Here is a 25748-nt window from a genome sequence, read left to right on the forward strand (position 1 = left end):
AATACCCTACAAAACAGCAACATAAGCGAGGATTACAGCATGCGTCTTAAACCTCTTGTCACTGCGCTCTGCGCGGGTGCTCTGCTGGCCAGCGCCCCGTTCGCGCAGGCCAAAGAACTGAAGTCCATCGGCGTGACGGTGGGCGATCTGGCGAACCCCTTCTTCGTGCAAATCACCAAAGGCGCGGAGCTGGAAGCGCGCAAACTGGCGGGCGATAAAGTCAAAGTCACGCTGGTTTCCAGCGGCTACGATCTGGGTCAGCAAGTGGCGCAAATCGATAACTTTATCGCCGCCAAAGTCGACATGATCATCCTCAACGCCGCGGATTCCAAAGGTATCGGCCCGGCGGTGAAACGGGCGAAAGACGCCGGGATCGTCGTCGTGGCGGTTGACGTGGCGGCCGAAGGCGCTGACGCCACCATCACCTCCGATAACACTCAGGCGGGGGAAATGGCGTGTAAATACATCACCGATCGCCTGAAAGGCAAAGGCAATGTGGTGATCATCAACGGGCCACCGGTATCCGCCGTGCAGAACCGTGTCGAAGGTTGTCAGACCGAGTTTAAACGCCACCCGGACATCAAGGTGCTTTCCGATAACCAGAACGCCAAAGGCAGCCGTGAAGGCGGGCTGGAAGTGATGACCTCACTGCTTGCCGCTAACCCGAAAATCGACGGCGTATTTGCGATTAACGATCCGACGGCGATCGGTGCCGATCTGGCCGCTAAACAGGCGCAACGCAACGAGTTCTTTATCGTTGGCGTCGACGGCAGCCCGGACGGTGAAGAGGCGCTGAAACGTAAGAACTCGCTGTTTGTCGCCACCCCGGCGCAAGATCCACAAGTGATGGCCGCCCGCGCGGTGGAAATTGGCTATGACATCCTGCAAGGCAAACCCGCGCCGAAAGCGCCGGTGCTGATCCCGGTGACCATGATCGATAAACAGAATGTCGGCAGTTACAAAGGCTGGACGGTGAAATAACGGTTTATCCCTCTCCCGCAAGGGAGAGGGAACGCCAACACAGGGGATACCATGAAACGCTCCGCCATTAATGAGATTCTCGGCCATACACGACAGTTCTTCTCGATGCACGATGTGCATCTGCCTCCGTTTGCCAGTTTTCAACCGACCAAATGGCAACAACTGGACAGAGAGGCCTGGCGCGAAGTGTTCGATCTGAAATTAGGCTGGGATGTCACCGCCTTCGGCAGCGAGAACTTCTACGCCCAGGGACTGACGCTGTTTACGCTGCGCAACGGCTCGCCCAACGGCGCGCCCTATGAAAAATGTTATGCGGAAAAGATCATGCATGTGCGCGACGCGCAGGTGACACCGATGCATTTTCACTGGCGCAAGCGCGAGGACATCATTAATCGCGGCGGCGGTAATTTAATTATTGAACTGTGGAACGCCGGAGCGAATGACGAAACGCTCAACACCGACGTTACCGTGGTCATTGATGGCTGCATTCAGACACACGCGGCGGGCAGCCAGCTGCGCCTCTCACCAGGGGAAAGTATTTGCCTGCCACCGGGGCTGTATCACAGCTTCTGGGGCGAACCCGGCTTCGGCGATGTGCTGGTCGGGGAAGTGTCGTCGGTAAACGATGACGAACATGACAACCACTTCCTGAACACCATGGATCGCTACAACAACGTTCTGGAAGACGAACCGGCGCTGCTGGTGCTGTGCAACGAGTATCATCTGTTTCTGAGCTAAAGGAGTTTGCTATGCCGCTGATTTCTCTTGCCGAAGGCCTGGCCCACGCCCGCGAACATCACTACGCCCTGGGCGCGTTCAACGTGCTCGACTCTCACTTTTTACGCGCCTTGTTCGCCGCCGCGAAGCAGGAGCGATCGCCGTTTATCATCAATATCGCCGAAGTGCATTTTAAGTACATCTCGCTGGACTCGCTGGTCGAAGCGGTGAAATTCGAGGCCGCCCGCAGTGACATTCCGGTGGTGTTAAATCTTGACCACGGCCTACATTTTGAGTCGGTAGTGCGTGCCTTGCGGCTCGGCTTTAGTTCGGTGATGTTCGATGGCTCGACGCTGGAGTACGAAGAGAATATTCGCCAGACGCGGGAAGTGGTGAAGATGTGCCACGCCGTGGGCGTGTCCGTTGAAGCCGAACTGGGCGCGGTCGGCGGCGATGAAGGCGGTGCGTTGTACGGCCACGCCGATGAAGCCTTTTTCACCGACCCGGCGCTGGCGCGGGATTTTGTGGATCGCACCGGCATCGATACGCTGGCGGTCGCCATTGGTAATGCGCACGGTAAGTACAAAGGCGAACCGAAACTCGATTTCGAACGTCTGGACGCCATTCGCCAGCAAACCGGTCTGCCGCTGGTGTTGCACGGCGGTTCCGGCATCAGCGATGAAGATTTCCGCCGCGCCATCTCGCTCGGCATTCATAAGATCAATTTCTACACCGGCATGTCGCAAGCCGCGCTGGGTGCCATTGAGCAGCGCATGGGCAACCGCCAGCCGTTGTACGATGAGTTCGCGCAGCTATTGCTCAGTGTTGAAGAAGCCATTACCGATACCGTCGCCGGGCAGATGCGCATCTTTGGCAGCGCGGGGCAACTGTGATGGAACGTAAAGGGGTTATCGCCGCCGGAAATATGCTGGTCGATCATGTCCACCAGATTGTGCAGTGGCCGGAGCGCGGCTGGCTGGCAGAAATCACCCACAGCGAGCGTTCCACCGGCGGTGCGCCGCTGAATGTATTGCTAACGCTGGCGAAAATGCACGTTGGCCTGCCGCTACAGGCGGTCGGGCTGGTGGGCGAAGACAGCGACGGCGATTATATTCTGGCGATGCTGGAGCAGTACCACGTCAACCGCCAGCATGTGCAGCGCACCACATCTGCACCGACGTCGATGTCGCAGGTGATGACCGACCCTTCCGGCCAGCGCACCTTTTTCCACTCGCCGGGTGCGAACCGTCTGCTGGATTTGTCGGCCTTTGACGGGCTGGATAGCAGCATGAAGATTTTCCATCTCGGCTATTTGCTGCTGCTCGACAGCCTTGATAAAGCAGATGAAGAATTTGGTACCCGTAGCGCGCGCCTGCTGGCGCAAATGCGCGAACAGGGTTTTGAAACCTCGCTGGATTTAGTGTCGCGCAAAGGCGATCCACGCTATCAGCCGCTGGTGCTCCCCTGCTTGCCGCATCTCGATTACCTGGTGATCAACGAACTGGAAGCGGGCGAATTCAGCGGACTGGCAATGCGCACTGCCGACGACGAACCGCATATCGACAATATCGCCCTTGCGGCGGCAAAACTGCTGGCGGCGGGCGTCAAACAGCGGGTGGTGATCCACTGCCCGGAAGGCGCCTGGGGCGAAGCGCCCGGCGAAGCGGGCAGCTGGGTGCCTTCGCGGATGCTGAACCAGGCCGAAATTATCGGCAGCGTGGGGGCGGGAGATGCCTTCTGTGCCGGTTTTTTATATGGCTGCCACGAAAGCTGGCCACTGCAAAAAAGCATTTTGCTGGCGCATGCCTGCGCCCGCGCCAGCCTGCTGTGTGCCAATGCTATTGACGGGGCGAAAACGCTGGATGCGCTCCTGCTTGAGTTAGGCACCCCGGCGTGAGACGAGACCACGCGCCCGGATGTCTCTTGCGGCGATAAACAAGCGTTACGCGGCTTTATCGCCGTGAGACACGTCTGCGGCAAACACGTAGCCAAGCCCGCGCAACGTTTTGATCAATGCGGGTTGGTGAGGATTGGTTTCGATTTTGCGGCGCAGGCGCATAATTAACACGTCAATGGTGCGGTCAAACACATCGACGCTTTCGCTGTGCGTCAGCTCCAGCAACTGTTCGCGATTCAGTACCCGACGCGCGTTTTGCACCAGCGCCAGCAATAAACTGTACTCCCCTTGCGTCAATGCCACGCTCTGTTGCTGCGGGTTAAACAGCTCACAGCGCTCAGGATCGAGATGCCAGCCGTTAAAGACAAACCCCGGCGTTTTTATGGCGGTGGCTTCCGCCGCCAGCACGCCGGTACGTCGCAATACGGCTTTGACGCGCGCGACCAGCACACGCGCGTTGAACGGCTTGCCAATGTAGTCATCGGCACCCATTTCCAGGCCAACCACCACATCCGATTCGCTACCCAGCCCGGTCAGCATCACCACTGGCAGCGACGGGCGCAGTTTTTGTAACTGCTGTAACACTTGCAAGCCGTTGATATCCGGCAACATCATATCCAACAGCACCAGCGCGATATCCGCATGCCGCGCACAGAGGTTTACCGCATCGCGCCCGTTATGGCAGGCGTAGACCGTAAAGACGTGCTCGTTGAGCACATCTTCCAGCAGTGAACACACCGCCGTATCGTCATCTACAACCAGAATCGCAGGTTTCATTGTCCGCTTCCGCCAGGCTTCGTTTGCTCATTCTGGCTCATTCTGTTGGCTGCGATTGATAAATGCAGCGACTAAATGCCGGATTTTTAACCGGGGTCACATCCCCTCGCCTTTCGACACGTCACTTTTGACGATGACCTGCGTTTCGTCAGTATTTTGACCAAATATCCGCCGTAATATCAGTGAATACCCCCAGCAACACTGTGGCATAGAAGATGCATAATCGGGGGCGATATTCTTAACTGGAGCGAAAGTGATGAAAAAAGTCGTCACGGTTTGCCCGTATTGCGCCTCAGGTTGCAAGATTCACCTGGTGGTCGATAACGGCAAAATCGTTCGGGCGGAGGCAGCGCAGGGCAAGACCAATCAGGGCACGCTCTGCCTGAAAGGTTACTACGGCTGGGATTTTATTAACGATACCCAGATCCTGACGCCTCGCCTGAAAACCCCGATGATCCGTCGCCAGCGCGGCGGCAAACTGGAGTCGGTATCCTGGGATGAAGCGCTCGATTATGTCGCCAGTCGTCTGAGCGCCATTAAAGAGAAGTACGGTCCGGACGCGATCCAGACCACCGGCTCTTCCCGCGGTACGGGTAATGAAACCAACTACATAATGCAAAAATTCGCGCGCGCCGTTATTGGTACCAATAACGTCGACTGCTGCGCTCGCGTCTGACACGGCCCATCGGTTGCAGGTCTGCACCAGTCGGTCGGTAATGGCGCGATGAGTAATGCCATTAATGAAATTGATAACACGGACTTAGTGTTTATCTTTGGTTACAACCCGGCGGATTCTCACCCGATCGTCGCTAATCATGTGATTCGCGCGAAACAAAACGGGGCGAAAATCATCGTCTGCGATCCGCGCAAAATCGAAACGGCGCGCATTGCTGATATGCACGTTGCCTTGAAAAACGGGTCGAACATCGCCCTGCTCAACGCGATGGGGCATGTCATTATTGAGGAAAATCTGTACGACGAAGCGTTTGTCGCCAATCGTACCGAAGGGTTTGAAGAGTACCGGAAAATCGTTGAAGGCTATACGCCGGAATCGGTCGAGGAAATCACCGGCGTCACGGCCCAGGAGATCCGCCAGGCCGCCCGCATGTATGCCGGTGCGAAAACCGCCGCCATTCTGTGGGGCATGGGCGTGACCCAGTTCTACCAAGGTGTGGAAACCGTGCGTTCGCTGACCAGCCTCGCGATGCTGACGGGCAACCTCGGCAAAGCACACGTTGGCGTGAACCCGGTGCGTGGTCAGAACAACGTACAGGGTGCCTGCGATATGGGCGCGTTACCGGATACCTACCCTGGTTACCAGTACGTGAAAGAGGATGCGCACCGCGAGAAATTCGCCAAAGCCTGGGGCGTCGACAGCCTGCCCGCGCACACGGGTTATCGCATTAGCGAGCTGCCGCACCGCGTTGAGCACGGCGAAGTCCGCGCCGCTTATATCATGGGCGAAGATCCGCTTCAAACAGATGCCGAGCTTTCAGCGGTACGTAAGGCGTTTGAAGGGCTGGAACTGGTGATTGTGCAAGACATTTTCATGACCAAAACCGCAGCCGCGGCGGACGTCATCCTGCCGTCGACCTCCTGGGGTGAGCACGAAGGTGTTTATACCGCAGCGGATCGCGGCTTCCAGCGCTTCTTTAAAGCGGTGGAACCGAAGTGGGATCTGAAAACGGACTGGCAAATCATCAGCGAGATCGCCACCCGGATGGGTTATCCGATGCATTACAACAGCACGCAGGAAATCTGGGATGAGTTGCGTCATCTGTGCCCGGACTTCTACGGCGCCACCTACGAAAAAATGGGTGAGTTGGGCTACATTCAGTGGCCGTGTCGTGACACATCGGATGCCGATCAAGGCACGTCGTATCTGTTTAAAGAAAAATTCGATACGCCGAATGGGCTGGCGAAGTTCTTCACCTGCGACTGGGTCGCGCCAATGGATAAACTCAACGAGGAATATCCGATGGTGCTTTCCACCGTGCGTGAAGTGGGTCACTACTCCTGCCGTTCAATGACCGGTAACTGCGCCGCGCTCGCCGCGCTGGCGGATGAACCGGGTTATGCGCAAATCAACACGGCCGACGCCGCAAGGCTGGGCATTGAAGATGAAGCGCTGGTGTGGGTGAACTCGCGCAAAGGCAAAATCATCACGCGTGCGCAGGTCAGCGAGCGTCCGAATAAAGGCGCGGTGTATATGACCTACCAGTGGTGGATTGGTGCCTGTAACGAGCTGGTGACGGAAAACCTCAGCCCGATAACCAAAACGCCGGAGTACAAATACTGCGCCGTGCGTGTGGAGCCGATAGCCGATCAGCGCGCCGCCGAGCAGTATGTGACAGATGAGTACAACAAACTGAAGACTCGCCTGCGCGAAAGCGCAATGGGTTAAGCGGTTAATGCGGGGTGTTCACCACCCCGCATTTTTTTCAGATCGCTTTGGTAAAACAGCCAAACCAGAAGCCATTTTCTCGTTCGAACTTTTCATCGCCAAAAGCGCGAGTATGTTCGGAAACCACATCCAGACAGCAAACAGACAGCCCCGCCAGATAGCATTTCAGCTCATCTGCCGAATAGGCTTTTTCAATCATGTTGTCGAATTTACGTTTAAACAGACCCGGTTCATCCAGCGTTGCATCGACGACTTTATCGTTAAACACCGCCTGACTACTGACTGCAAGGAAGAAGTAAGCGCCGCCCGGTTTCAGGAGTCTTACCACGTTGTTGAAATACGCCACTCGTACCGCTTCATCGGGAATAAAAGTAATAGCGGACATAATATCGAAAATGCAATCGAAGTGAGCATCCGGAAAGGGTAACTCGCCCGCAGCGTTGGCCTTAATAAGTTGTACAATGCCTTTTTGTTGATAATCGCTCAGCAATTCCTTTGATTTACTGATAGCGATATCAGTTTGATCAATACCGACGTAATTATCAGAAAAGCCATGCGTAATAAGGTAATGAAGGTTACGGGCAAAACCACAGCCAATTTCCAGCGTGTTGACGGTGGTAGAGTGAGTTTGAATATATTCCAGACTTTCGTAGATTCGTTTTATGGCGTAACTGGGTGTGGTGCGCACACGTTCATCCGCCGATTTTTTATGTAACTCTTCCCATTTGCTTTTATTTTGTTGGCTGTGCTTATTTGATGCAAAGATATCCATGGAATTCACCGTATTTCATGATCGTGGCAATTTGTTTAAACCCGACTTCCGCAAGAATCTTTCTGTTTTCTCGTTCGGTACAGGGCCGCATCACTCCTTCGAGGCTAAATTTTTTAGCGAGAATTTCTTCAACAGAAAACCCTCGCGACAGCTTGAATTTAAGATAACAAGACTCGATCATTTCATTTATTTTCGAGTCGTCAACAACCTCTTTTTCAAAAAGAATTAACGCGCCACCCGGAATTAATGCATCATATAATTTTTCATAAGCCATTATGCGCTTAGTCAATGGGATAAACTGCAAGCAGTAATAAGAGGCAATAAAGTCGCACGCTTCCATATCGATATTTTCAATGGTGGTATGCAGATATTCAATGGGTAAACTGCCGGTTCTTTTTTTCGCCTGCGCGATCATATTCTGAACCGGTTCAACGCCAATAAACCGTGTCGCTGCTTTTTGACTATGACGGGTATAAATTTTATGAATCAGTGCGCCGGTGGAGCAACCTATTTCATAAAACACTGAACCGTCTTTAATAAAAAAATCACTTAAAAAACCAATAAGTTCATGCCCCTCATGATAAACCGGCACCGACATTTGCACATGTTCATCAAAATGGCTGGCGACATCATTATCAAAAGACCATTGTTGCCCGGTTGATATTGAAATACTGTTACCCACTTCCATGTTAATACTCCCGATTAAGAAGAAAGAGTGAAAGGACAATCAGGCATCCGCCGATAATAAGCTGGATGGAGAGACCATCATGCAACGTGAAAATAGAAAAGATCGTTGAAAAGAGAGGAACCAGAAACAGAAAGCCGCTGGCAAGCGTTGCGCCGCCCTGCCGTAGTGCTGAAAACCACAAACCGAACGAGCCGACGCTGGCCGGTAAAATAAGCCAAATAAACCATACCCAGCCCCAGGTTTGTAAATCGCCGATATCATATTTCTCATGTCTTATCCAGGCGATGATCAACATAAACAGCGCACCGAGAAAAAGCTGCCAGCCGGTAAACACCCAGCTATCTTTATCAAAAACAAATCGCTTACTCACGACCGTACAAACCGCCCAGCATAGCGATCCTAAAAATGCATAAAATAAACCGGTTCCACCTTTGACACTCTCAAGCCCCAGACAAACAATCACCCCCGCGACGCCAATAATCAATGAGATGATTTTTCGCTTATTTAATTTATCGTGCAGCAGATAATGCGCTAATACCGCGAGCCACAGCGGGTTGGTAAACAGAATAATAGAAGACATGGATGAGGTAACGCTCTCCAGCGCCAGGTTGAGAAAGCCCATTGTCCCCGTCGTCTGTAACGCGCCGACGACCGCGGTTAAAAGCAATCCCTTCGCAACCGACCCTCCACTGGTCGGAATGATAGCCTGAATGCCACGGGTAAAAACCGGAATTAATAGCATAAAAAGCCCGGCCGCCATAAACCGCCAGCCGCCCATTAAAAACGGCGGCATATTTTCATAAGAGATTAAATATTTCCCGGTTGGAAAAGACGACCCCATACAGAGGGTCGCAATAACAACTTTTATTAGAAAGTTCATATTTCTTGTGGTCACACTGCTTTCCTTTTATCAATACAGCCAATGGCAAACAATAAAATGAATGAAAGAGCAATAACGAGCATCGAGAGAAGCAGATAATCCAGCTGCCTGAAAAAAGCCACGGCGGTAAACAGATATTGAATTATGACCAGCGCCAGCAGAAGTTTTCGGATAAATGCATCCCCATGCCGAACAGAAAAGAGAATACCTAAAGGTGCAAAGATAATGACCACCGGAATCGTTGCACTCAGATATGTTAAGGTCTGCATATTAACGTTACCGGCACTGATATTTAAAACCGTCGCCAGCAGTGATATCAACGCCATCACAATGACCGCAGAAGGTGTTGCTACGGATTCGGTGCGGGAAAACATTAGAATCAACACACAAAAAAAGACCACATCAATACCATTACCGATCCATGACGTGACAATCCCACCGGCGAAGCAAATAGCGATAAATAACAGCAATCGCCAGCCGTTCACGCGGGTAAGTGCTACGGTTCGCCTAATGGTTTGTTTTCTTCGGACAAGGAAAATCGCCGCGCCAAAAGCGAGCCAGAAAGAGGAGAAAAAAACTTTTAATCCTGCGGATGAAAAGGGATTAGGAATATAAAAAAGCGCCAGCAAATAACCTAAAAAACTGGTTATTACACACCAGGTTATCAGAAATTTATCGACCGGTAGCTTGTGGGTAAAAATCGCTAAAGAAGACGCCGACATGCCAAACGATTGCATTGCCAGGCAAAAAACGGCGGCCTCTTTGGCCGGGATCTGTTTGATGAACGTCAGTACCGGAAATGCCACCACACCGCCACCCACTGGCGTCGCACTTCCGACAAACGCCCCCGCCATCATGGCGAAACTTAAAATATAATTCTCAGCTATTCCAGCGAAGCCAGTAATATATACCGTCAATAATAACCAGAGAATTAAACAAAAAAATCTGAAAAGATGAAGCGCATCCTTATATAAAGGTCGTTGTAAGAACATTATGACTGCCTTGTCTGTTCTGAATTGCGGTATTCTTTACGAACAAACAGATAAATGTTTAATTCTTTAATGAACTATGAACGTGATGACAGAACAACTTCCTAATTTCAGCCGACTGGCTTGTCTGTTAGCCGATGCCAGCCGGGCAAGAATGCTCTGCGCGTTGATGGATAATAACCGGCTTACCGCATCGGAATTAGCGCGTGTTGCCGGGCTTTCGGCGCAATCCGCTAGCAATCATTTGGCGAAATTAACCTACTGCCGGGTAGTTGCCTTCGATAAAGTGGGACGCAACCGTTATTACCGGCTCTATAACGCGCTGATTGCCCAGGCCATTGAATCGATGATGGTGGCAACCTATGCCGATGACGATTTTCAGCAGCGGTTAAAACCCAGCGGGTTTAAGAAAATATGTTATGCCAGAACCTGCTACGACCATGTTGCCGGGCATATCGGCGTCGCTATCTATGAGCATTTTTTACAAACAAACATGCTTGTTGTCACAGACGGACATCTCACCGTCACCCCGAAGGGACGAGACTGGTTCGCTACGCAACTGGGGATAGATATCGATAACGTGCACGCCGGATCGCGCCGGGAACTGGCAATAAGCTGTATGGACTGGAGCGAGCAGTGTTATCACTTATCGGGTGAATTGGGCACCCGACTCTTCGCGGCGCTGCTTGAGAAGCGGTTTCTTATTAAAGCGCATGAGCCGCGTGTGTTGCTGGTTACGCCCGCAGGCAAAGCATTTTTGCAACAGACGCTGGGTATTGTCGGCGTAGATGATTAACAGCGCACAGCCGGTCTGATCAGGATGCACCATTTTATATACGGGGTTATCGTCACGCTCTGGCGAACCTTACTTTCACAAACCATGAATACGTTCTCTACAATACTGAGTGAATTCGTGATGAATGCTCGCCATCTGGTTAGAGCCTTCTCTTCATTCGCCGGAATTAAGCGCAAGAGTGGCGTCTTTTCAACATGTTATTGTTTTCGGTATTAATGCTATGCTCAATTTGATATATATCTGTTTTACCACTATTTTTACCCGCCTGTATTTCCAAAATTAGTTCATAAATTATTTGTGCCGTGAATCATGGCGGCAATAAAGGATTAAAGTGAGACAGCAATGATGCGAGTCGCCAGAATAGTAGTTTTATTTTTTTCTCTATTTTTATTTACAGTAAGTGTTTTCTCTTATGGCGAAACACTGAATATCAGCCAGGAATACTCATCAGTCACTGGCAATATATTTATTAATACCACGCCGCAAAGCGGCTTTTGCACGGAATATCCACAGTACTGTACCGATAACGATGCTGTCAGCGTCGCCCTCACTCTGTATGCGCCATTAATGCAAGACAAACTTATGGCAAATTCTCCGCCACGGGAAAGTATGTTCTATAAAATGCCGGGTAACTGGCGGACGGTGAAACTTTTTAACACCGCAGGGCAAAGTACCGAACTTGCTTTCAGGGTGGCAGGTTTTGCGGCTTCCTATTTGACTCATTCCGAGTGGAGCGTACCTGACCACGTTAATAACTGGCAAGGGGGATCGTTTGAATACGCACCCAGCCCCTGCATCACTTCCGGCGTAGCTCCTGCCTGGTCTCAATGGGGGTTTAAGTTTATGTGGAAATGGCCGGTCAGTGATGTACCCTGCTATAAGCTTCCGACCATAGATTTGAAGGACGACCCATACAATATAAGATATTTGAGCTTTATCTATGAGCTCACTAACGCCAGCCCGCTGCAACTGGCTTCCGGAGATTACACCGGCACCCTGCATTTTACCGTCGGCCCTGGCGGAGACGTTGATTTTGGCGATCTGTTTATCCCAACCGATCCCAATATCGATATTAACTTTCGCCTGACGATAAAACATGATTTTAGCATCACCACCACCGCAGACGACCACCAGGTGGCCTTGCAGCCCTGCAAGCTGAATAAGATCTGTACGCCACAAGAAGGTGAAGCAAACTGGGAGCGCTGGATGATCAGCCACATTACGCCGCCACTCACAGGCCGGAGCAATTTCGGCATCACCAGCACCGGCAACTTCACTGTTTATCTGGCCTGCGCAAACGGGCAAATTGGTCAGGACTGCGCATTGCAAAGTGATAACACCGGGCAATTGGTGCCATTCGGTGCCTTTATCAATCTGCCCGTAAATATTGTGGATAGCACCACGGGCGCGACCGTTGTTAAGCAGCATCTGAACGCCGGAAAAGATCCGACGCAGAACATTTTTACCACCCAATCTTCTGGTTCGAACCAAAAAGGCAGTATCGACTTCCTGGTTGCGCAGCATGATGTTGAGACCATGCTCACCACCCGTCCGGATACCTGGCGCGGTGGCGTCACCGTGATTTTTGACCTGGACATAAGTTAGCGGCGAGTCTGATATAACAATCCCTCCGTGCAGGAGGGATTGAAAAACTCACTGCTCGCCTGTTTTCGCCACTTTTTTCCTCATAAACCTGCACCTTGTGTAACACACTATTTACCCTGCCTATCACCGGCGTCGTTCCCGGTGAAAGATGCACTTCCGATATCGCTCAATGAAAAAAAAAGCAAAACAGAAAGGCAATCTACTCACTGATAAATGCCACAAAAACTTATTTCCCATTTTCATTCATCATAAAAGCCGACAGTATTGTTGGGTAATCACCCTATTATTATTCATCACCGAAATGTTACCCTCGTCGCTATATTAGCAATATTTATCAGAATTATTTTTCACCGCGATTTTCCCATCGGGATACTCTCTTTTTTGCTCACAAACAGGGTGGCAATAAAGGATTAAAGTGAGACAGCAATGATGCGTGCCGCCAGAATAGTAGCTTTATTTTCCTCTCTATTTTTATGTGCTGTGAGTTTTTACTCCTATAGTGAAAGACACGATATTAGCCAGGAGTACTCTTCCGCCAATGGCAATGTCTTTCTCAACACCACATCGCAGAGCGGGTTTTGCGTAAACCATTCACAATTCTGTATTGATAACAATTTATTTAGTGTCAGGCTCAGTATGTGGGTCTCATTAATGCACGAATTGATTCTGGCAAATGCCACGCCACAGGATGGCGTCTATATAAAGCTTCCGGGTCTGGGACGCGATGTGAGAGTGACAAACGCCGAAGGAAAAGTCACTACCGTCCACTTCAGAGTGGCCGGCTTCGCCGCCTCATATGGGACACACAATGACTGGACTACGGTGCAACACAATGATGCCTGGGTCGGTGGTTCGTTTGCTTACGCCCCCAGCCCGTGTATCTCTTCCGGCTTTAGCTCATCGTTGCCTAAAGACTATACATTTATGTGGAAATGGCCGTTAAGCGATGCAGCCTGCTATAAGTTGCCGGTCGTAGATTTAAAGGACGAACCTTATGTGTTAAGTAATATAAGCATTCTCTACGAATTAAAAAATGCCAGTCCGCAATTATTGACGTCCGGCGATTACACCGGAACATTGCATTTTAATGTCGGCCGGGGGGGGGATCTTGACTTTGGTAACGTCTTTGAAGCCAACGATTCCAGTCTTGATTTTAACTTCCGCTTAACCGTAAAACATGATTTTAGCATCACCACCACCGCAGACGACAAACAGGTGGCCTTGCAACCCTGTAAACCGAACCAGGTCTGCACAGCACAGGAAGGCGAAGAAAACTGGGAACGCTGGATGGTCAGCCGCGTCACACCGCAGCTCACAGGAAGGAGTAATTTCGGTATCACCAGCACCGGCAACTTCACCGTTTACCTGGCCTGCGCGACCGGTCAGATTGGCCAGGATTGCGCCTTACAAAGTGATAACTCTTCGCTACAAGTGCCCGTCAGCGCATCGCTGAACCTGCCATCAAATATCGTGGATAACGCCACGGGCGCGGCGGTAGTTAAGCGACATCTGAACGTCGGGAAAGACGCAGCGCAGAACATATTCACCACCAAATCTTATGCTCCGAACCAAAAAGGCAGCATTGATTTTTTTGTCACGCAACGTGATGTCGATACCATGTTAAGCACCCGCCCGGATACATATCGTGGTGGAGTAACCGTGATTTTCGATCAGGATATTAATTAACGCGGCGTGATAAATATCAAAGGCGGGCAAGCCCGCCTTTGAAAAAAATCCCTCCATGGCGGAGGGATTGAGAAGATTACTGATCAGCCGTTTTATCGAATTTGCCCAACATCTCGCGTTCATAAGCACGCGCTTTTTTGCGGTCAAACTTGTGTTCCCACTTGGCAATCACCAGCACCGCCAGCGCATTGCCCACCACGTTCAGCGCCGTACGCGCCATATCGAGGATACGGTCAACGCCGGCGATAAACGCCAGGCCTTCCAGCGGAATACCGACGCTACCCAGCGTTGCCAGCAGTACCACAAAGGAGACGCCCGGCACACCGGCGATACCTTTTGAGGTCACCATCAGCGTCAGCACGAGGATGATTTCCTGCCATAGCGACAGGTCAATGCCATACAGCTGCGCAATAAAGATGGCCGCAATGCTCTGGTACAGCGTCGAACCATCAAGGTTAAAGGAGTAACCGGTCGGCACCACAAAACTGGTGATCGACGCCGGCGCGCCATAGGCTTCCATCTTCTCGATAATGCGCGGCAGCACACTTTCCGAACTGGCGGTGGAGTACGCCAGAATCAGCTCATCTTTCAGGATGCGGATCAAAATCCAGATGCTCAGGCCGCACACGCGCGCCACAATCCCCAGCACCACCAGCGCAAAGAACAGAATAGCGAAATAGACCAGGATAACCAGCTTTGCCAGCGGCCACAGCGAAGCGAAACCAAAGTTCGCCACCGTTACAGAGATCAGCGCAAACACGCCGACCGGCGCATAGCGCATCACCATATGGGTGACTTTAAACATGGTTTCGGAAATAGAGCGGAACACGGTGACCAGCGGCTCGCGGTGCGAGGCTGGCAGGGAAGAGAGTCCCAGGCCAAACAGCACCGAGAAGAAGATGATCGGTAGCATATCGCCCTTCGCCATCGACGCGATGATATTGGTCGGCACCAACGATAAAATCGTCCCCATCAGGCCGTGGGCGTGGCTTTGCACATCCGCGGTGGTGCTTTGGTATTTCGAAATATCCACCGTCGCCAGTTGCGACATATCAATGCCCGCGCCCGGCTGGAACACATTCGCCAGCGTGATGCCGAGAATAATCGCCACCGTAGTGATCACTTCGAAATAGATGATGGTCTTCGCGCCAATACGGCCAAGCTGTTTCGCATCGCCAACGCCTGCAATGCCGACAATCAGCGTCGAGATAACAATCGGCACGACAATCATTTTGATCAAATGAATAAAGATATCGCCCGCCGGAGACAGAAGATTCGCAATCAGCCATTCACGGCTGTCGCTGTGGTAGTGCAGATAACTACCCAAAAGAATACCCAGCACAAGGGCTAGCAGAATCTGCCAGGCCAGGCTGATTTTCATGTTTTTCATAACTACAGACATCCTCAATGAAGCGCCATTCCAGGTCCGGAACGACCCATACTGAAAGGGTATGATTAGCGTCGCACAGTATTGCGGGGTTTTTTAACGCGCATTATCAGTATCATTTGCAGGGTGTAACGCGCAACCCTATACCGGGAGGGGGTTTGACTGAATTTTTACTCAAAAACCGTCTTTTATTTCAGTTATGACAAATAACTCTTTGTTATGAAAAACTTTTCACTACTCCTAAATCCAATATTTACCATTAGAAATTATTACGCATAATTTGTTCATTTGCGCATTTTTTAATCATTAAAAATGCCATCCCGACCAATCTTTACCGAAATTTCGTCTGCCTTTCGTGATTAAGGCAGTGAATAATACACAGCACCAACCATTATCAGGCTAATAATCGAGTGGTGCATTTTCATAGACTTGCATCAGTCTGCATTTTTACGCCGATAGTAAGCGTAATCGAACTGCCACATTCCATAACTTGCTGTTATGAAGCGCCTTTCTTTCCGCTCCACCTTTTTGCGTTCTTTCGCGCACCAGCACATTTATTTTGTTCGCTTTTTGCACAATTCATCTAATGCGTGATCTATCGCGCAAATAGTAAACAAAGCTGGCAAAGGCCCTACAATTAACGTTCTTGTGACATATTATTAACATCTTACAAGGAGAGCAATCGCCATGAGCCAAATACATAAACACGATATTCCCGCCAATATTGCGGGACGTTGCCTGATAAATCCGGAGCAGTATGAGGCCAAATACCAGCAATCGGTAACTGACCCTGACACATTCTGGGGCGAGCAAGGCAAAATCCTCGACTGGATCAAGCCTTATAAGAAGGTGAAAAACACCTCCTTCGCGCCAGGCAATATTTCTATTAAATGGTATGAAGACGGCACGCTGAACCTGGCGGCCAACTGCCTCGACCGCCACCTCGCCGAACGCGGCGATCAAACAGCCATTATTTGGGAAGGTGATGACGCAAGCCAGAGCAAACTCATCACCTACCGTGAACTGCACCGCGATGTCTGCCGCTTCGCCAATGTGCTGGTGTCGCTCGGTATTAAGAAAGGCGATGTCGTCGCCATCTATATGCCGATGGTGCCGGAAGCCGCTGTGGCAATGCTCGCCTGTGCGCGTATTGGCGCGGTGCATTCGGTCATTTTCGGTGGTTTCTCGCCGGAAGCGGTCGCCGGGCGCATTATTGACTCCAGCTCGCGGCTGGTGATCACCGCCGATGAAGGTGTGCGTGCAGGGCGCAATATCCCGCTGAAGAAAAATGTCGATGACGCGCTGAAAAACCCGAACGTCAGCAGCGTCGAGCATGTCGTGGTGTTCAAACGTACCGGCGGCAATATCGACTGGCACGAAGGGCGCGATCTGTGGTGGAACGAGCTGACCGACAAGGCCAGCGACCAGCACCAGCCTGTTGAAGTGGGCGCAGAAGATCCGCTGTTTATCCTTTATACCTCCGGTTCCACCGGGAAACCGAAAGGCGTGCTGCACACCACTGGCGGTTACCTGGTCTATGCCGCGTCAACCTTTAAATATGTCTTCGATTACCATCCGGGCGATGTCTACTGGTGTACTGCCGACGTCGGTTGGGTTACCGGACACAGCTACCTGCTGTACGGGCCGCTGGCCTGCGGTGCCATCACGCTGATGTTTGAAGGGGTGCCGAACTGGCCGACCCCGGCGCGCATGAGCCAGGTGGTGGACAAACATAATGTGAATATCCTCTATACCGCGCCAACCGCCATCCGCGCGCTGATGGCCGAAGGGGATAAAGCGATTGACGGCACCAGCCGTGCTTCGCTGCGGATCCTCGGCTCCGTGGGCGAGCCGATTAACCCGGAAGCCTGGGAGTGGTACTGGTCAAAAATCGGTAACGGTAAATGCCCGGTCATGGACACCTGGTGGCAGACGGAAACCGGCGGCTTTATGATCACCCCGCTACCTGGTGCTACCCAGTTGAAAGCCGGTTCCGCCACGCGCCCGTTCTTCGGCGTGCAGCCTGCACTGGTGGATAACGAAGGTAACGCGCTTGATGGCGCGACCGAGGGCAACCTGGTGATCACCGACTCCTGGCCGGGCCAGGCGCGTACGCTGTTTGGCGATCATGATCGCTTTGAGCAGACCTATTTCTCCACCTTCAAAAACATGTACTTCAGCGGCGACGGCGCGCGTCGTGACGAAGATGGTTACTACTGGATCACCGGTCGCGTGGATGACGTACTGAACGTCTCCGGCCACCGTCTGGGGACAGCTGAAATCGAATCGGCGCTGGTGTCGCACCCGAAAATCGCCGAAGCGGCGGTGGTGGGCATTCCGCACAACATTAAAGGCCAGGCCATTTACGCTTACGTCACGCTCAACCACGGTGAAGAGCCGTCGCCAGAGCTGTACACCGAAGTGCGTAACTGGGTGCGTAAAGAGATTGGCCCGCTGGCGACGCCGGACGTGCTGCACTGGACAGACTCGCTGCCGAAAACCCGCTCCGGCAAAATCATGCGCCGTATTCTGCGCAAAATCGCCGCTGGCGATACCAGCAATCTCGGCGATACCTCAACGCTCGCCGATCCTGGCGTAGTGGAAAAACTGCTCGAAGAGAAGCAGGCCATTACCATGCCATCGTAATAATCGTAAAACTCCGCCGGATAGTGGCGCGAAAGCGTCTTATCCGGCGGCAAACGCAACCATAACGCTCTCCTTCCAAGGAGAGGAAACAACCACCTCACCCTACAATTCCTAATGGATTTCGTGTTGCAGGAAAGCGGCAAACGCGCATATCCCAGGCGCAACGATAACGATGTGACTGGGGCGGGCGCGTGCGGCCAACTGAGCGGCAGCGCGCAAGACAACGGGGAGACCTCTGGAGAATTCTGTGATGAATAACATTTATCAACAGATAGAAAACAGTGCGCATTTCAGGGAGTTAGTCGAAAGACGGCAACGGTTTGCCTTTATGCTTTCCATCATCATGCTGATTATCTACGTCGGCTTTATTTTGCTGATAGCGTTCGCCCCACACTGGCTCGGTACGCCATTGCATGAAGGCACCAATGTTACGCGCGGCATTCCGATTGGCATTGGTGTGATTGTGATTTCGTTTGTGCTGACCGGCGTGTACGTCTGGCGGGCAAACGGCGAGTTTGATCGTCTGACCAAAGCGGTTCTGAGCGAGGTAAAAGCATCATGAAGAGAGTCCTGACGGCGCTGGCCGCCACACTTCCTTTTACGGCTCACGCCGCCGATGCCATCACCGGCGAGGTACAACGCCAGCCGACTAACTGGCAGGCGATCATTATGTTCGTCATTTTCGTCGCGCTGACGTTGTACATCACGTACTGGGCATCCAAACGGGTGCGTTCGCGCAGCGATTACTACACCGCCGGCGGCAATATCACCGGTTTTCAGAACGGGCTGGCAATAGCCGGTGACTTTATGTCAGCAGCCTCGTTCCTGGGGATTTCCGCGCTGGTGTACACCTCCGGCTACGATGGCCTGATCTACTCGCTCGGCTTCCTGGTTGGCTGGCCGATCATTCTGTTTTTGATCGCCGAACGCTTGCGTAACCTGGGGCGTTATACCTTTGCCGATGTGGCCTCTTATCGCCTGAAACAAGGCCCAATCCGCACTCTTTCCGCCTGCGGTTCGCTGGTGGTTGTCGCGCTGTATTTGATTGCGCAGATGGTTGGCGCAGGCAAATTGATTGAGCTGCTGTTTGGCCTGAATTACCACGTCGCCGTGGTGCTGGTTGGCGTGCTGATGGTGCTGTATGTGCTGTTCGGCGGCATGCTTGCCACCACCTGGGTACAAATCATCAAAGCGGTGTTGCTGCTGTTCGGCGCGAGTTTTATGGCCTTTATGGTAATGAAACACGTCGGCTTCAGCTTCAACAACCTGTTCACCGAAGCGATGGCGGTCCACCCGAAAGGCGCGGCAATCATGAGCCCTGGCGGGCTGGTGAAAGACCCGATCTCCGCCCTTTCACTCGGGCTTGGGTTGATGTTCGGCACCGCCGGTTTACCGCATATTCTGATGCGTTTCTTCACCGTCAGCGATGCGCGTGAAGCGCGTAAAAGCGTGTTCTACGCCACCGGGTTTATGGGTTATTTCTACATTCTGACCTTTATCATCGGTTTCGGCGCCATCATGCTGGTGGGCGCAAACCCGGCGTTTAAAGACGCGGCGGGCGCGCTGATTGGCGGTAACAATATGGCGGCGGTGCATTTGGCTGACGCTGTCGGTGGCAACCTGTTCTTAGGCTTTATCTCCGCTGTGGCGTTCGCCACCATTCTGGCGGTGGTCGCCGGGTTAACGCTGGCGGGTGCCTCTGCGGTTTCTCACGATCTCTACGCTAACGTGTTCCGCAAAGGCGCGACCGAACGCCAGGAGCTGAAAGTGTCGAAAATCACCGTGCTGGTGCTGGGGGTTGTCGCCATTCTGCTTGGCATCCTGTTCGAAAAACAGAACATCGCCTTTATGGTCGGGCTGGCCTTCTCGATTGCCGCCAGCTGTAACTTCCCGATCATTCTGCTCTCGATGTACTGGTCGAAGCTGACCACGCGCGGTGCGATGATCGGCGGCTGGCTGGGCCTGTTGACGGCGGTTGTCCTGATGATCCTCGGCCCGACAATTTGGGTGCAGATCCTCGGTCACGCCGCACCGGTGTTCCCGTATGAGTACCCGGCGCTGTTCTCTATCGCCGTGGCGTTTATCGGCATCTGGATCTTCTCCGCCACCGATAACACCGAAGCTGGCAAACTGGAGCGTGAGCAGTTCCGTGCGCAGTTTATCCGTTCGCAAACCGGGATCGGTATCGAGCAGGGCCGCGCTCATTAATCTTTTTACCCCGGTCAGTAATGGCCGGGGATCACACTTTCCCGCCTTTTCTCTACCCCTCTTATGCCAGCGCGCTACAGTACCCTTAGCTTATTGAAACAATGTTTTTAATACATCAGCACGTTAATTCATTTATGACTTAAGAGGGTGTGATGAAAAAATATGCTTTAGTGGGAACCGGCGGACGCGCCGGGCTGTATATTTCCGCCATTGGCGGGCAGTGGAAAGAGAATGCCCGTATGGTGGCGTTTTGCGACAGCAACCAGACGCGCATGGATTACGCCAACCAGCTGTTACAAAACGAAGACGCGCAGCCCGTTTCCACGTGGAAAGCAGCGCAGTTTGAAGCGATGATCCGCGAAACCCGTCCAGACGTTGTTATCGTCACCACCATGGACAGAACCCATGACGACTACATTGTGCGCGCGTTACACGCAGGCTGCGATGTGATCACTGAAAAGCCGATGACCATTGACGAACAGCGCGCGCTACGCATTCTCGATGCCATTGAACAGACCGGGAAAACGGTGCGCGTGGCGTTTAATTACCGCTATGCACCGCACCACAGTAAAGTGCGCGAATTGCTGATGAACAACACCATCGGCGACGTTTATTCGGTGCATTTCGAATGGCTGCTGAACACCGAACACGGCGCCGATTATTTCCGCCGCTGGCACCGGGAAAAGCGCAACAGCGGCGGGCTGCTGGTGCATAAATCGACGCACCATTTTGATCTGATGAACTTCTGGCTCAACAGCTACCCGCAGCGGGTGTATGCCGAAGGCGGGCTGCGTTTTTATGGCAAAGAGAACGCCGAAAAACGTGGTGTCACGCAGTTTTACCCGCGAACACATGGCTATGCCGCCGCTGACGATGATCCGTTTGCCCTCCATATGGCCGACAATCCGCAGTTAACAGCGCTCTATCTCGACGCGGAACATGAAGATAACTACTGGCGCGACCAGAGCGTATTCAGCGACGGCATTACCATTGAAGATACGTTGTCGGTGCTGGTGAAATACCAGAACCAGTGCCAGTTGAGTTATTCACTCAACACCTACTTGCCGTGGGAAGGATTGAACGTGGTATTTAACGGCAGCCAGGGGCGGCTGGAGATGAAAATCGTCGAGAAATCCTACGTCAACGCCGGCGGCGAGCGCGCCAGTGAAGGCAGCCTGGAATCCTGCGACATTACCGTGTTTCCGATGTTTGCCGAACCGTGGAAAGCTGACTTTACCCTTGGCGAAGGTGGCCACGGCGGCGGCGATAACGCCATGCTGGCGGACTTGTTTGGTACACCGGGCAATGACCCGCTGAAACGCGCCGCCGATCACCGCGCAGGCGCGATGTCGATCCTGACCGGTATTGCCGGGAATATTTCAATGCAGCAGCAACGCCCGGTTAACTTTAACGAGTTCGAACTGGTTGCAAGGCTGAAAAAGCAGTGACCTTCCGGCTCCCCGTTGCGTGGCGGGGAGCTAAAACATCACGCGGGCGATCAAAGGCGCTGCCAGCACCATCAACACGCCAGAAAGCATCATCACCAGGCTTGCAACTACACCCTCCTGCTGACCAAGCTCATAAGAACGCGCTGTGCCTGCGCCGTGCGAGGCCGCGCCAAAACCTGCGCCTTTCGCCACGCCTTCGCGAATCGATAAGCGCAGAAACAGCACATCGCCAACCGCCATGCCAAATACGCCAGTGACCACTACAAACAGCGCCACCAGATCCGGCTGACCACCAATCGGCCCGGCGGCCGCCAGCGCAAAAGGCGTGGTGATTGAACGCACCGCGAGGCTGCGCTGGATCTCATCCGGCAGCGTAAACAGGCGCGCCAGCCAAACCGAGCTGGTCACCGCCACTACAGAAGCGGTGATCACGCCCGCCGAAAGCGACATCCAGTGACGGCGAATAATCGCCAGGTTGTCATACACCGGCACGGCGAAGGCGATGGTCGCGGGCCCCAACAGCCACATCAGCCAGTGGGATTCCCCGATGTAGTCCTGCCAGGAGATATGACCGAACACCAGCATTAACACCAACAGCAATGGCGTGAATACCAGTGGCATCAGTGGCAATTTTCGAAAACGGCGGTAGAGACGTTTATTGAGGAAATAACACACCAGCGTCATCGCCAGGCACAGCAGGCTCAAGGCGAAATCACTCATTTTTCAGCCTGCTGAGTTCAAAGCGGTAGACTTTGTCCACCACCCAGGCGGTGGCACCGAGCACCAACAGCGTGCTCAACCCGATCACCATAAAAATGCGCCAGCCTTCTACCATCAGCAGTTGCGCGTAATTGACCACGGCGACCACCGCAGGCACAAAGAACAGCAGCATTTCCGCCAGCAGCCAATGCGCACCGGCGCGCACCCAACTAAGCGGGATCACCCGGCAGAGTATTAACCCCAGCAGCAGTATCATGCCCACCAGATTGGCGGGAAGCGGCAAATGCAGCCATTGCACCAGGTATTGCGCAAAGATAAACAGCCCGGCATAAAGCAACACCTGAACCGGAACCTGAAAACGACGCACAAGGGCAGGCGTAACACGGCTTAACGCCACGTCCATAACGATTTTCCATCAAATAAGCAGGCAGCCAGTATAGAGAGCCCCAATGCGCTACTGAAATGAATTAAACTCATCGCATACATAGTTCTAAGGAATAATTATGGATATCAGAACGCTGCGCTATTTTGTGGAGGTGGTACGCCAGCAAAGTTTCACCCGCGCGGCGGAGCGCCTGTTTGTGACGCAACCGACCATCAGCAAAATGCTAAAAAACCTCGAAGATGAGTTGAACTGCACACTGCTTATCCGCGACGGGCGCAAACTGTTACTCACCGATACCGGCCGTGTGGTGTATGAGCGCGGCATCGCGATCCTCGCGGAGTTTCGCCAGTTAGAAACCGAACTTGGCGACATCAACCACCTGAACAAAGGTGTTTTGCGCCTCGGCATTCCGCCAATGGTCGGCATGCTGATGGCCGGGCCAATTAACCTCTTCAGCCAGCGCTACCCCGGCGTGGAGCTTAAAATTGCCGAGTTTGGCGGTCTGACCGTACAGCAAGCTGTGAGCAACGGTGAACTGGATGTGGCGATGACCGCGCTGCCGGTTGAAGAAGAGAGTGGCCTGGCTACCCTGCCGCTGTTCAGCCATGCAATGTGCGTGCTGGTGCCGCGTTCCGGCAGTTGGCTTGCGCGCGAAGTCGTCACGCCAGAAGAGCTCGCCGAACATCCGCTACTGATCTACAACGAAGATTTCGCCTTAAGCCGCCAGCTCATGCTGCTGTTTCAACAGCATGGCGTAAAGCCGCGTATCGCCGTGCGCAGCGGCCAGTGGGATTTTCTCGCCGCCATGGTACAAGCGGGCGTAGGCATTGCCATTCTGCCGGAGCCGGTCTGCCAGCGGCTGGATAAAACTACGCTGCGCTGGATCCCGCTGCAGAGCGACCTGCGCTGGGAGTTAGGAATGATTTGGCGCGAAGGCGTTTATCTTTCCCGTAGTGCGCAGGCGTGGCTGCAATGTTGTAAAGGGTTCTGGCTGGATGAGAAAAGCGAGTAGCAAGGTTAACTGGCCGGGCAGCGCATAAACGGCTGCCCGGCGCAGGGTTTACTTATTCTCTAACAGCAGCGCTTCCAGCAGGTCGAGATCGTGCAGCAATTTTTGCAGCGTCTCGTTGCTGATCTGCCGGGTTGCGCGCAGATGATAGAGCTCGGCGCGTTCCGATCGTAGCGCCGCCAGGCGGAAGCGACGTTCCAGATTCTCTTCCTGCAAGGAACTCTCAACGTTATTGCGTCCGTCTGCGCGGCGGCGCAGGTTACCAATTACCCGCGAACTCACTTCCGTGAGTAACTGGTTATCGATGTTCTCTTCGGTGTCTGCCGCCAGCCGCTCTTCCATCTTCTGAATCGCCACAATCGCCACGTCCGCCGTTGCCGCGCGCGCCATTCGTTCCTCTTTGTACTGCTGCGCGTGGTCGCGCACTTCAACATGCTGCAACAGCGCAGGCAGCGCGATTACGCCAACAAACAGCGAGAACAGAATCACCCCGGCGGCGAGGAACACCAGTTCATAGCGCGCCGGAAAGACATCGCCACTCGGCAATAACAGCGGAATGGAGAGTACACCGGCAAGTGTTATCGCCCCGCGCACCCCGGCAAAGGTGGCGATCAGCAGCTCGCGGTCACTCCAAGAGGCGAACTCCATCGGCTTTTTCACCAGGAAACGCTGGCTGAATCTCTTCATCGTCCACAGCCAGCCAAAACGCACCAGCATCAGCGCGGCGTAAATCAGCACAATATCGGTAAACAACATCCAGGTTTCGACGTTCGGATCGGCTTCTGCCGCCACCAGCGAAGACTCCAGAATGCCCGGTAACTGCAAGCCTAACAGCAAGAACACCATGCCGTTAAAGACGAACTCCAGCATCGCCCAGGTGCTGTTGGCACGCAGACGCATTGCCAGCGGCGCGGTGCGCATCACGCCGGAACGGGTGATGGTCATCCCTGCCGCAACCGCCGCGAGGATGCCGGAAAAGCCGATATGTTCCGCAATCAAATAAGAGGCGAACGGCAGCAGAAACAGCAGCACAATTTGCGTTGCTGGTTCATCGCCGCCCCAGCGGCTGAGAAAACGTAGCGAGCGGCCATACAGCCAGCTCACCACAAACCCGGCCAGCAGACCGCCAATCGCCACTTTGAAAAATTCGAGCGTTGCGCCACCCACGGTGAACACCATGGTGCCCATCACGACCGCCACGGCGAATTTCAGCGACACCAGGCCCGAAGCGTCGTTCATCAGCGCCTCGCCCTGCAAAATGCCCATGATTTTCTTCGGAATGCGCCCTTCCCCGACAATGCCGGAAAGCGCTACGGCATCGGTTGGCGACAGCACGGCCGCCAGCGCAAAGGCGGGCACAAGCGGAATGCCCGGCACCATCCAGTAAATTAAGAAACCGATCCCGACCACGGTGACCACCACCAGCGCCAGCGCCAGGCCAAAGATTTCGCGGCCATGTTCGAGGAACTCACGCGTGGGCGTTTTCCAGCCATCGGCGAACAGCAGCGGCGGAATAAACAAAACCAGGAACAGTTCCGGGTCGAACTCCACATGCAGGCCAAAGGTGGGAAAGGCGAGCAATGCACCGATGGCGATTTGCATCAATGGAAGCGGGATTTGAAATGGAAGAACACGAGTCACGACGCCAGAAAGCGAGACGACAAGGGTCATGATGAGAATGGTAAAAAATATTTCCATGCGTTCCCTGTTTGCGATGTGTTGTTATAAAAGGCCTCAGACCTTGATGCCAGAG

At 53.1% G+C, this 25748-nt stretch carries 22 protein-coding genes; 13 read left to right on the top strand and 9 right to left on the bottom strand.

Going from position 1 to position 25748, the window contains the following annotated elements:
* Positions 1–39 precede the first annotated feature (39 nt).
* Genes C813_RS44155 through C813_RS44170 form a run of 4 tightly spaced genes read left to right on the top strand, consistent with a single transcriptional unit; the run spans position 40 to position 3595 of the window.
* The gene (locus C813_RS44155) at positions 40–981 is read left to right on the top strand and encodes an ABC transporter substrate-binding protein (protein WP_017459503.1); all 942 of its coding nucleotides are present in this window, start codon (positions 40–42) and stop codon (positions 979–981) included.
* A gap of 51 nt (positions 982–1032) precedes the next feature.
* Positions 1033–1719, top strand: coding sequence for a D-lyxose/D-mannose isomerase (locus tag C813_RS44160; RefSeq protein ID WP_017459502.1), 687 nt, complete (start codon positions 1033–1035; stop codon positions 1717–1719).
* Between the two features lie 11 nt (positions 1720–1730).
* Positions 1731–2591, top strand: coding sequence for a ketose 1,6-bisphosphate aldolase (locus C813_RS44165; protein ID WP_017459501.1), 861 nt, complete (start codon positions 1731–1733; stop codon positions 2589–2591).
* Positions 2591–3595 (top strand): carbohydrate kinase family protein, encoded by a 1005-nt coding sequence (locus tag C813_RS44170; protein WP_017459500.1) that lies wholly within the window; start codon positions 2591–2593, stop codon positions 3593–3595. Before C813_RS44165 ends, C813_RS44170 begins: the two co-directional genes overlap by 1 nt.
* Positions 3596–3640: 45 nt before the next feature.
* Here C813_RS44170 and C813_RS44175 read toward each other — a convergent pair whose 3' ends face one another.
* The gene (locus C813_RS44175; RefSeq protein WP_017459499.1) at positions 3641–4372 is read right to left on the bottom strand and encodes a response regulator; all 732 of its coding nucleotides are present in this window, start codon (positions 4370–4372) and stop codon (positions 3641–3643) included.
* A gap of 256 nt (positions 4373–4628) precedes the next feature.
* Here C813_RS44175 and fdhF point away from each other — a divergent pair, with 256 nt between their 5' ends.
* Complete coding sequence (gene fdhF / locus C813_RS44185) at positions 4629–6776, top strand: formate dehydrogenase subunit alpha (RefSeq protein WP_083200648.1); 2148 nt, start codon at positions 4629–4631, stop codon at positions 6774–6776.
* A 37-nt stretch (positions 6777–6813) separates the two neighbouring features.
* Here fdhF and C813_RS44190 read toward each other — a convergent pair whose 3' ends face one another.
* Genes C813_RS44190 through C813_RS44205 form a run of 4 tightly spaced genes read right to left on the bottom strand, consistent with a single transcriptional unit; the run spans position 6814 to position 10108 of the window.
* Positions 6814–7548 carry a class I SAM-dependent methyltransferase gene (locus C813_RS44190; RefSeq protein ID WP_017459498.1) on the bottom strand — a complete coding sequence of 245 codons (735 nt, stop codon included), beginning with the start codon at positions 7546–7548 and terminating at the stop codon, positions 6814–6816.
* Entirely contained in the window at positions 7526–8236 is a 711-nt protein-coding gene (locus tag C813_RS44195) for a methyltransferase domain-containing protein (protein ID WP_017459497.1), read from the bottom strand. Before C813_RS44195 ends, C813_RS44190 begins: the two co-directional genes overlap by 23 nt.
* A 1-nt stretch (position 8237) precedes the next feature.
* Entirely contained in the window at positions 8238–9116 is an 879-nt protein-coding gene (locus tag C813_RS44200) for a DMT family transporter (RefSeq protein WP_017459496.1), read from the bottom strand.
* 11 nt (positions 9117–9127) lie between these two features.
* The gene (locus C813_RS44205; protein ID WP_238593043.1) at positions 9128–10108 is read right to left on the bottom strand and encodes a sulfite exporter TauE/SafE family protein; all 981 of its coding nucleotides are present in this window, start codon (positions 10106–10108) and stop codon (positions 9128–9130) included.
* 85 nt (positions 10109–10193) lie between these two features.
* Here C813_RS44205 and C813_RS44210 point away from each other — a divergent pair, with 85 nt between their 5' ends.
* The 3 genes from C813_RS44210 to C813_RS47620 all read left to right on the top strand — a co-directional run bounded on the left by C813_RS44210 (position 10194) and on the right by C813_RS47620 (position 14192).
* Complete coding sequence (locus C813_RS44210; protein ID WP_139164776.1) at positions 10194–10901, top strand: ArsR/SmtB family transcription factor; 708 nt, start codon at positions 10194–10196, stop codon at positions 10899–10901.
* A gap of 342 nt (positions 10902–11243) precedes the next feature.
* Positions 11244–12506 (top strand): hypothetical protein, encoded by a 1263-nt coding sequence (locus C813_RS46645; protein ID WP_071908208.1) that lies wholly within the window; start codon positions 11244–11246, stop codon positions 12504–12506.
* Positions 12507–12932: 426 nt separating this feature from the next.
* Complete coding sequence (locus C813_RS47620) at positions 12933–14192, top strand: hypothetical protein (RefSeq protein WP_231942987.1); 1260 nt, start codon at positions 12933–12935, stop codon at positions 14190–14192.
* A 76-nt stretch (positions 14193–14268) separates the two neighbouring features.
* Here C813_RS47620 and gltP read toward each other — a convergent pair whose 3' ends face one another.
* Positions 14269–15582, bottom strand: coding sequence for a glutamate/aspartate:proton symporter GltP (gltP, locus tag C813_RS44225; protein WP_017459491.1), 1314 nt, complete (start codon positions 15580–15582; stop codon positions 14269–14271).
* Positions 15583–16266: 684 nt separating this feature from the next.
* Here gltP and acs point away from each other — a divergent pair.
* From acs to C813_RS44245, 4 genes are all read left to right on the top strand, one after another.
* Positions 16267–18225, top strand: a complete 1959-nt coding sequence (gene acs / locus C813_RS44230) for an acetate--CoA ligase (protein ID WP_017459490.1) — start codon at positions 16267–16269, stop codon at positions 18223–18225.
* A 247-nt stretch (positions 18226–18472) separates the two neighbouring features.
* On the top strand, positions 18473–18787 hold the full coding sequence (locus C813_RS44235; RefSeq protein ID WP_025263759.1) for a DUF485 domain-containing protein: 315 nt from the start codon (positions 18473–18475) through the stop codon (positions 18785–18787).
* The gene (actP, locus tag C813_RS44240; protein ID WP_017459487.1) at positions 18784–20433 is read left to right on the top strand and encodes a cation/acetate symporter ActP; all 1650 of its coding nucleotides are present in this window, start codon (positions 18784–18786) and stop codon (positions 20431–20433) included. Before C813_RS44235 ends, actP begins: the two co-directional genes overlap by 4 nt.
* 152 nt (positions 20434–20585) lie before the next feature.
* On the top strand, positions 20586–21881 hold the full coding sequence (locus tag C813_RS44245; protein ID WP_017459486.1) for a Gfo/Idh/MocA family protein: 1296 nt from the start codon (positions 20586–20588) through the stop codon (positions 21879–21881).
* Between the two features lie 30 nt (positions 21882–21911).
* Here the strand turns inward: C813_RS44245 and C813_RS44250 are convergent, their stop codons facing one another.
* Together C813_RS44250 and C813_RS44255 are read right to left on the bottom strand one after the other, a co-directional pair.
* Positions 21912–22601, bottom strand: coding sequence for an LrgB family protein (locus C813_RS44250; RefSeq protein ID WP_017459485.1), 690 nt, complete (start codon positions 22599–22601; stop codon positions 21912–21914).
* Entirely contained in the window at positions 22594–23004 is a 411-nt protein-coding gene (locus tag C813_RS44255) for a CidA/LrgA family protein (protein WP_017459484.1), read from the bottom strand. Before C813_RS44255 ends, C813_RS44250 begins: the two co-directional genes overlap by 8 nt.
* A gap of 100 nt (positions 23005–23104) precedes the next feature.
* Here C813_RS44255 and C813_RS44260 point away from each other — a divergent pair, with 100 nt between their 5' ends.
* The gene (locus C813_RS44260) at positions 23105–23998 is read left to right on the top strand and encodes a LysR family transcriptional regulator (RefSeq protein WP_017459483.1); all 894 of its coding nucleotides are present in this window, start codon (positions 23105–23107) and stop codon (positions 23996–23998) included.
* A gap of 48 nt (positions 23999–24046) precedes the next feature.
* On the opposite strand, the gene C813_RS44265 is transcribed toward C813_RS44260, so the two are convergent.
* The gene (locus C813_RS44265; protein ID WP_017459482.1) at positions 24047–25693 is read right to left on the bottom strand and encodes a Na+/H+ antiporter; all 1647 of its coding nucleotides are present in this window, start codon (positions 25691–25693) and stop codon (positions 24047–24049) included.
* Between the last annotated feature and the right edge of the window lie 55 nt (positions 25694–25748).

It is taken from the genome of Kosakonia sacchari SP1 (assembly GCF_000300455.3).
Classification (GTDB): Bacteria; Pseudomonadota; Gammaproteobacteria; order Enterobacterales; family Enterobacteriaceae; genus Kosakonia; species Kosakonia sacchari.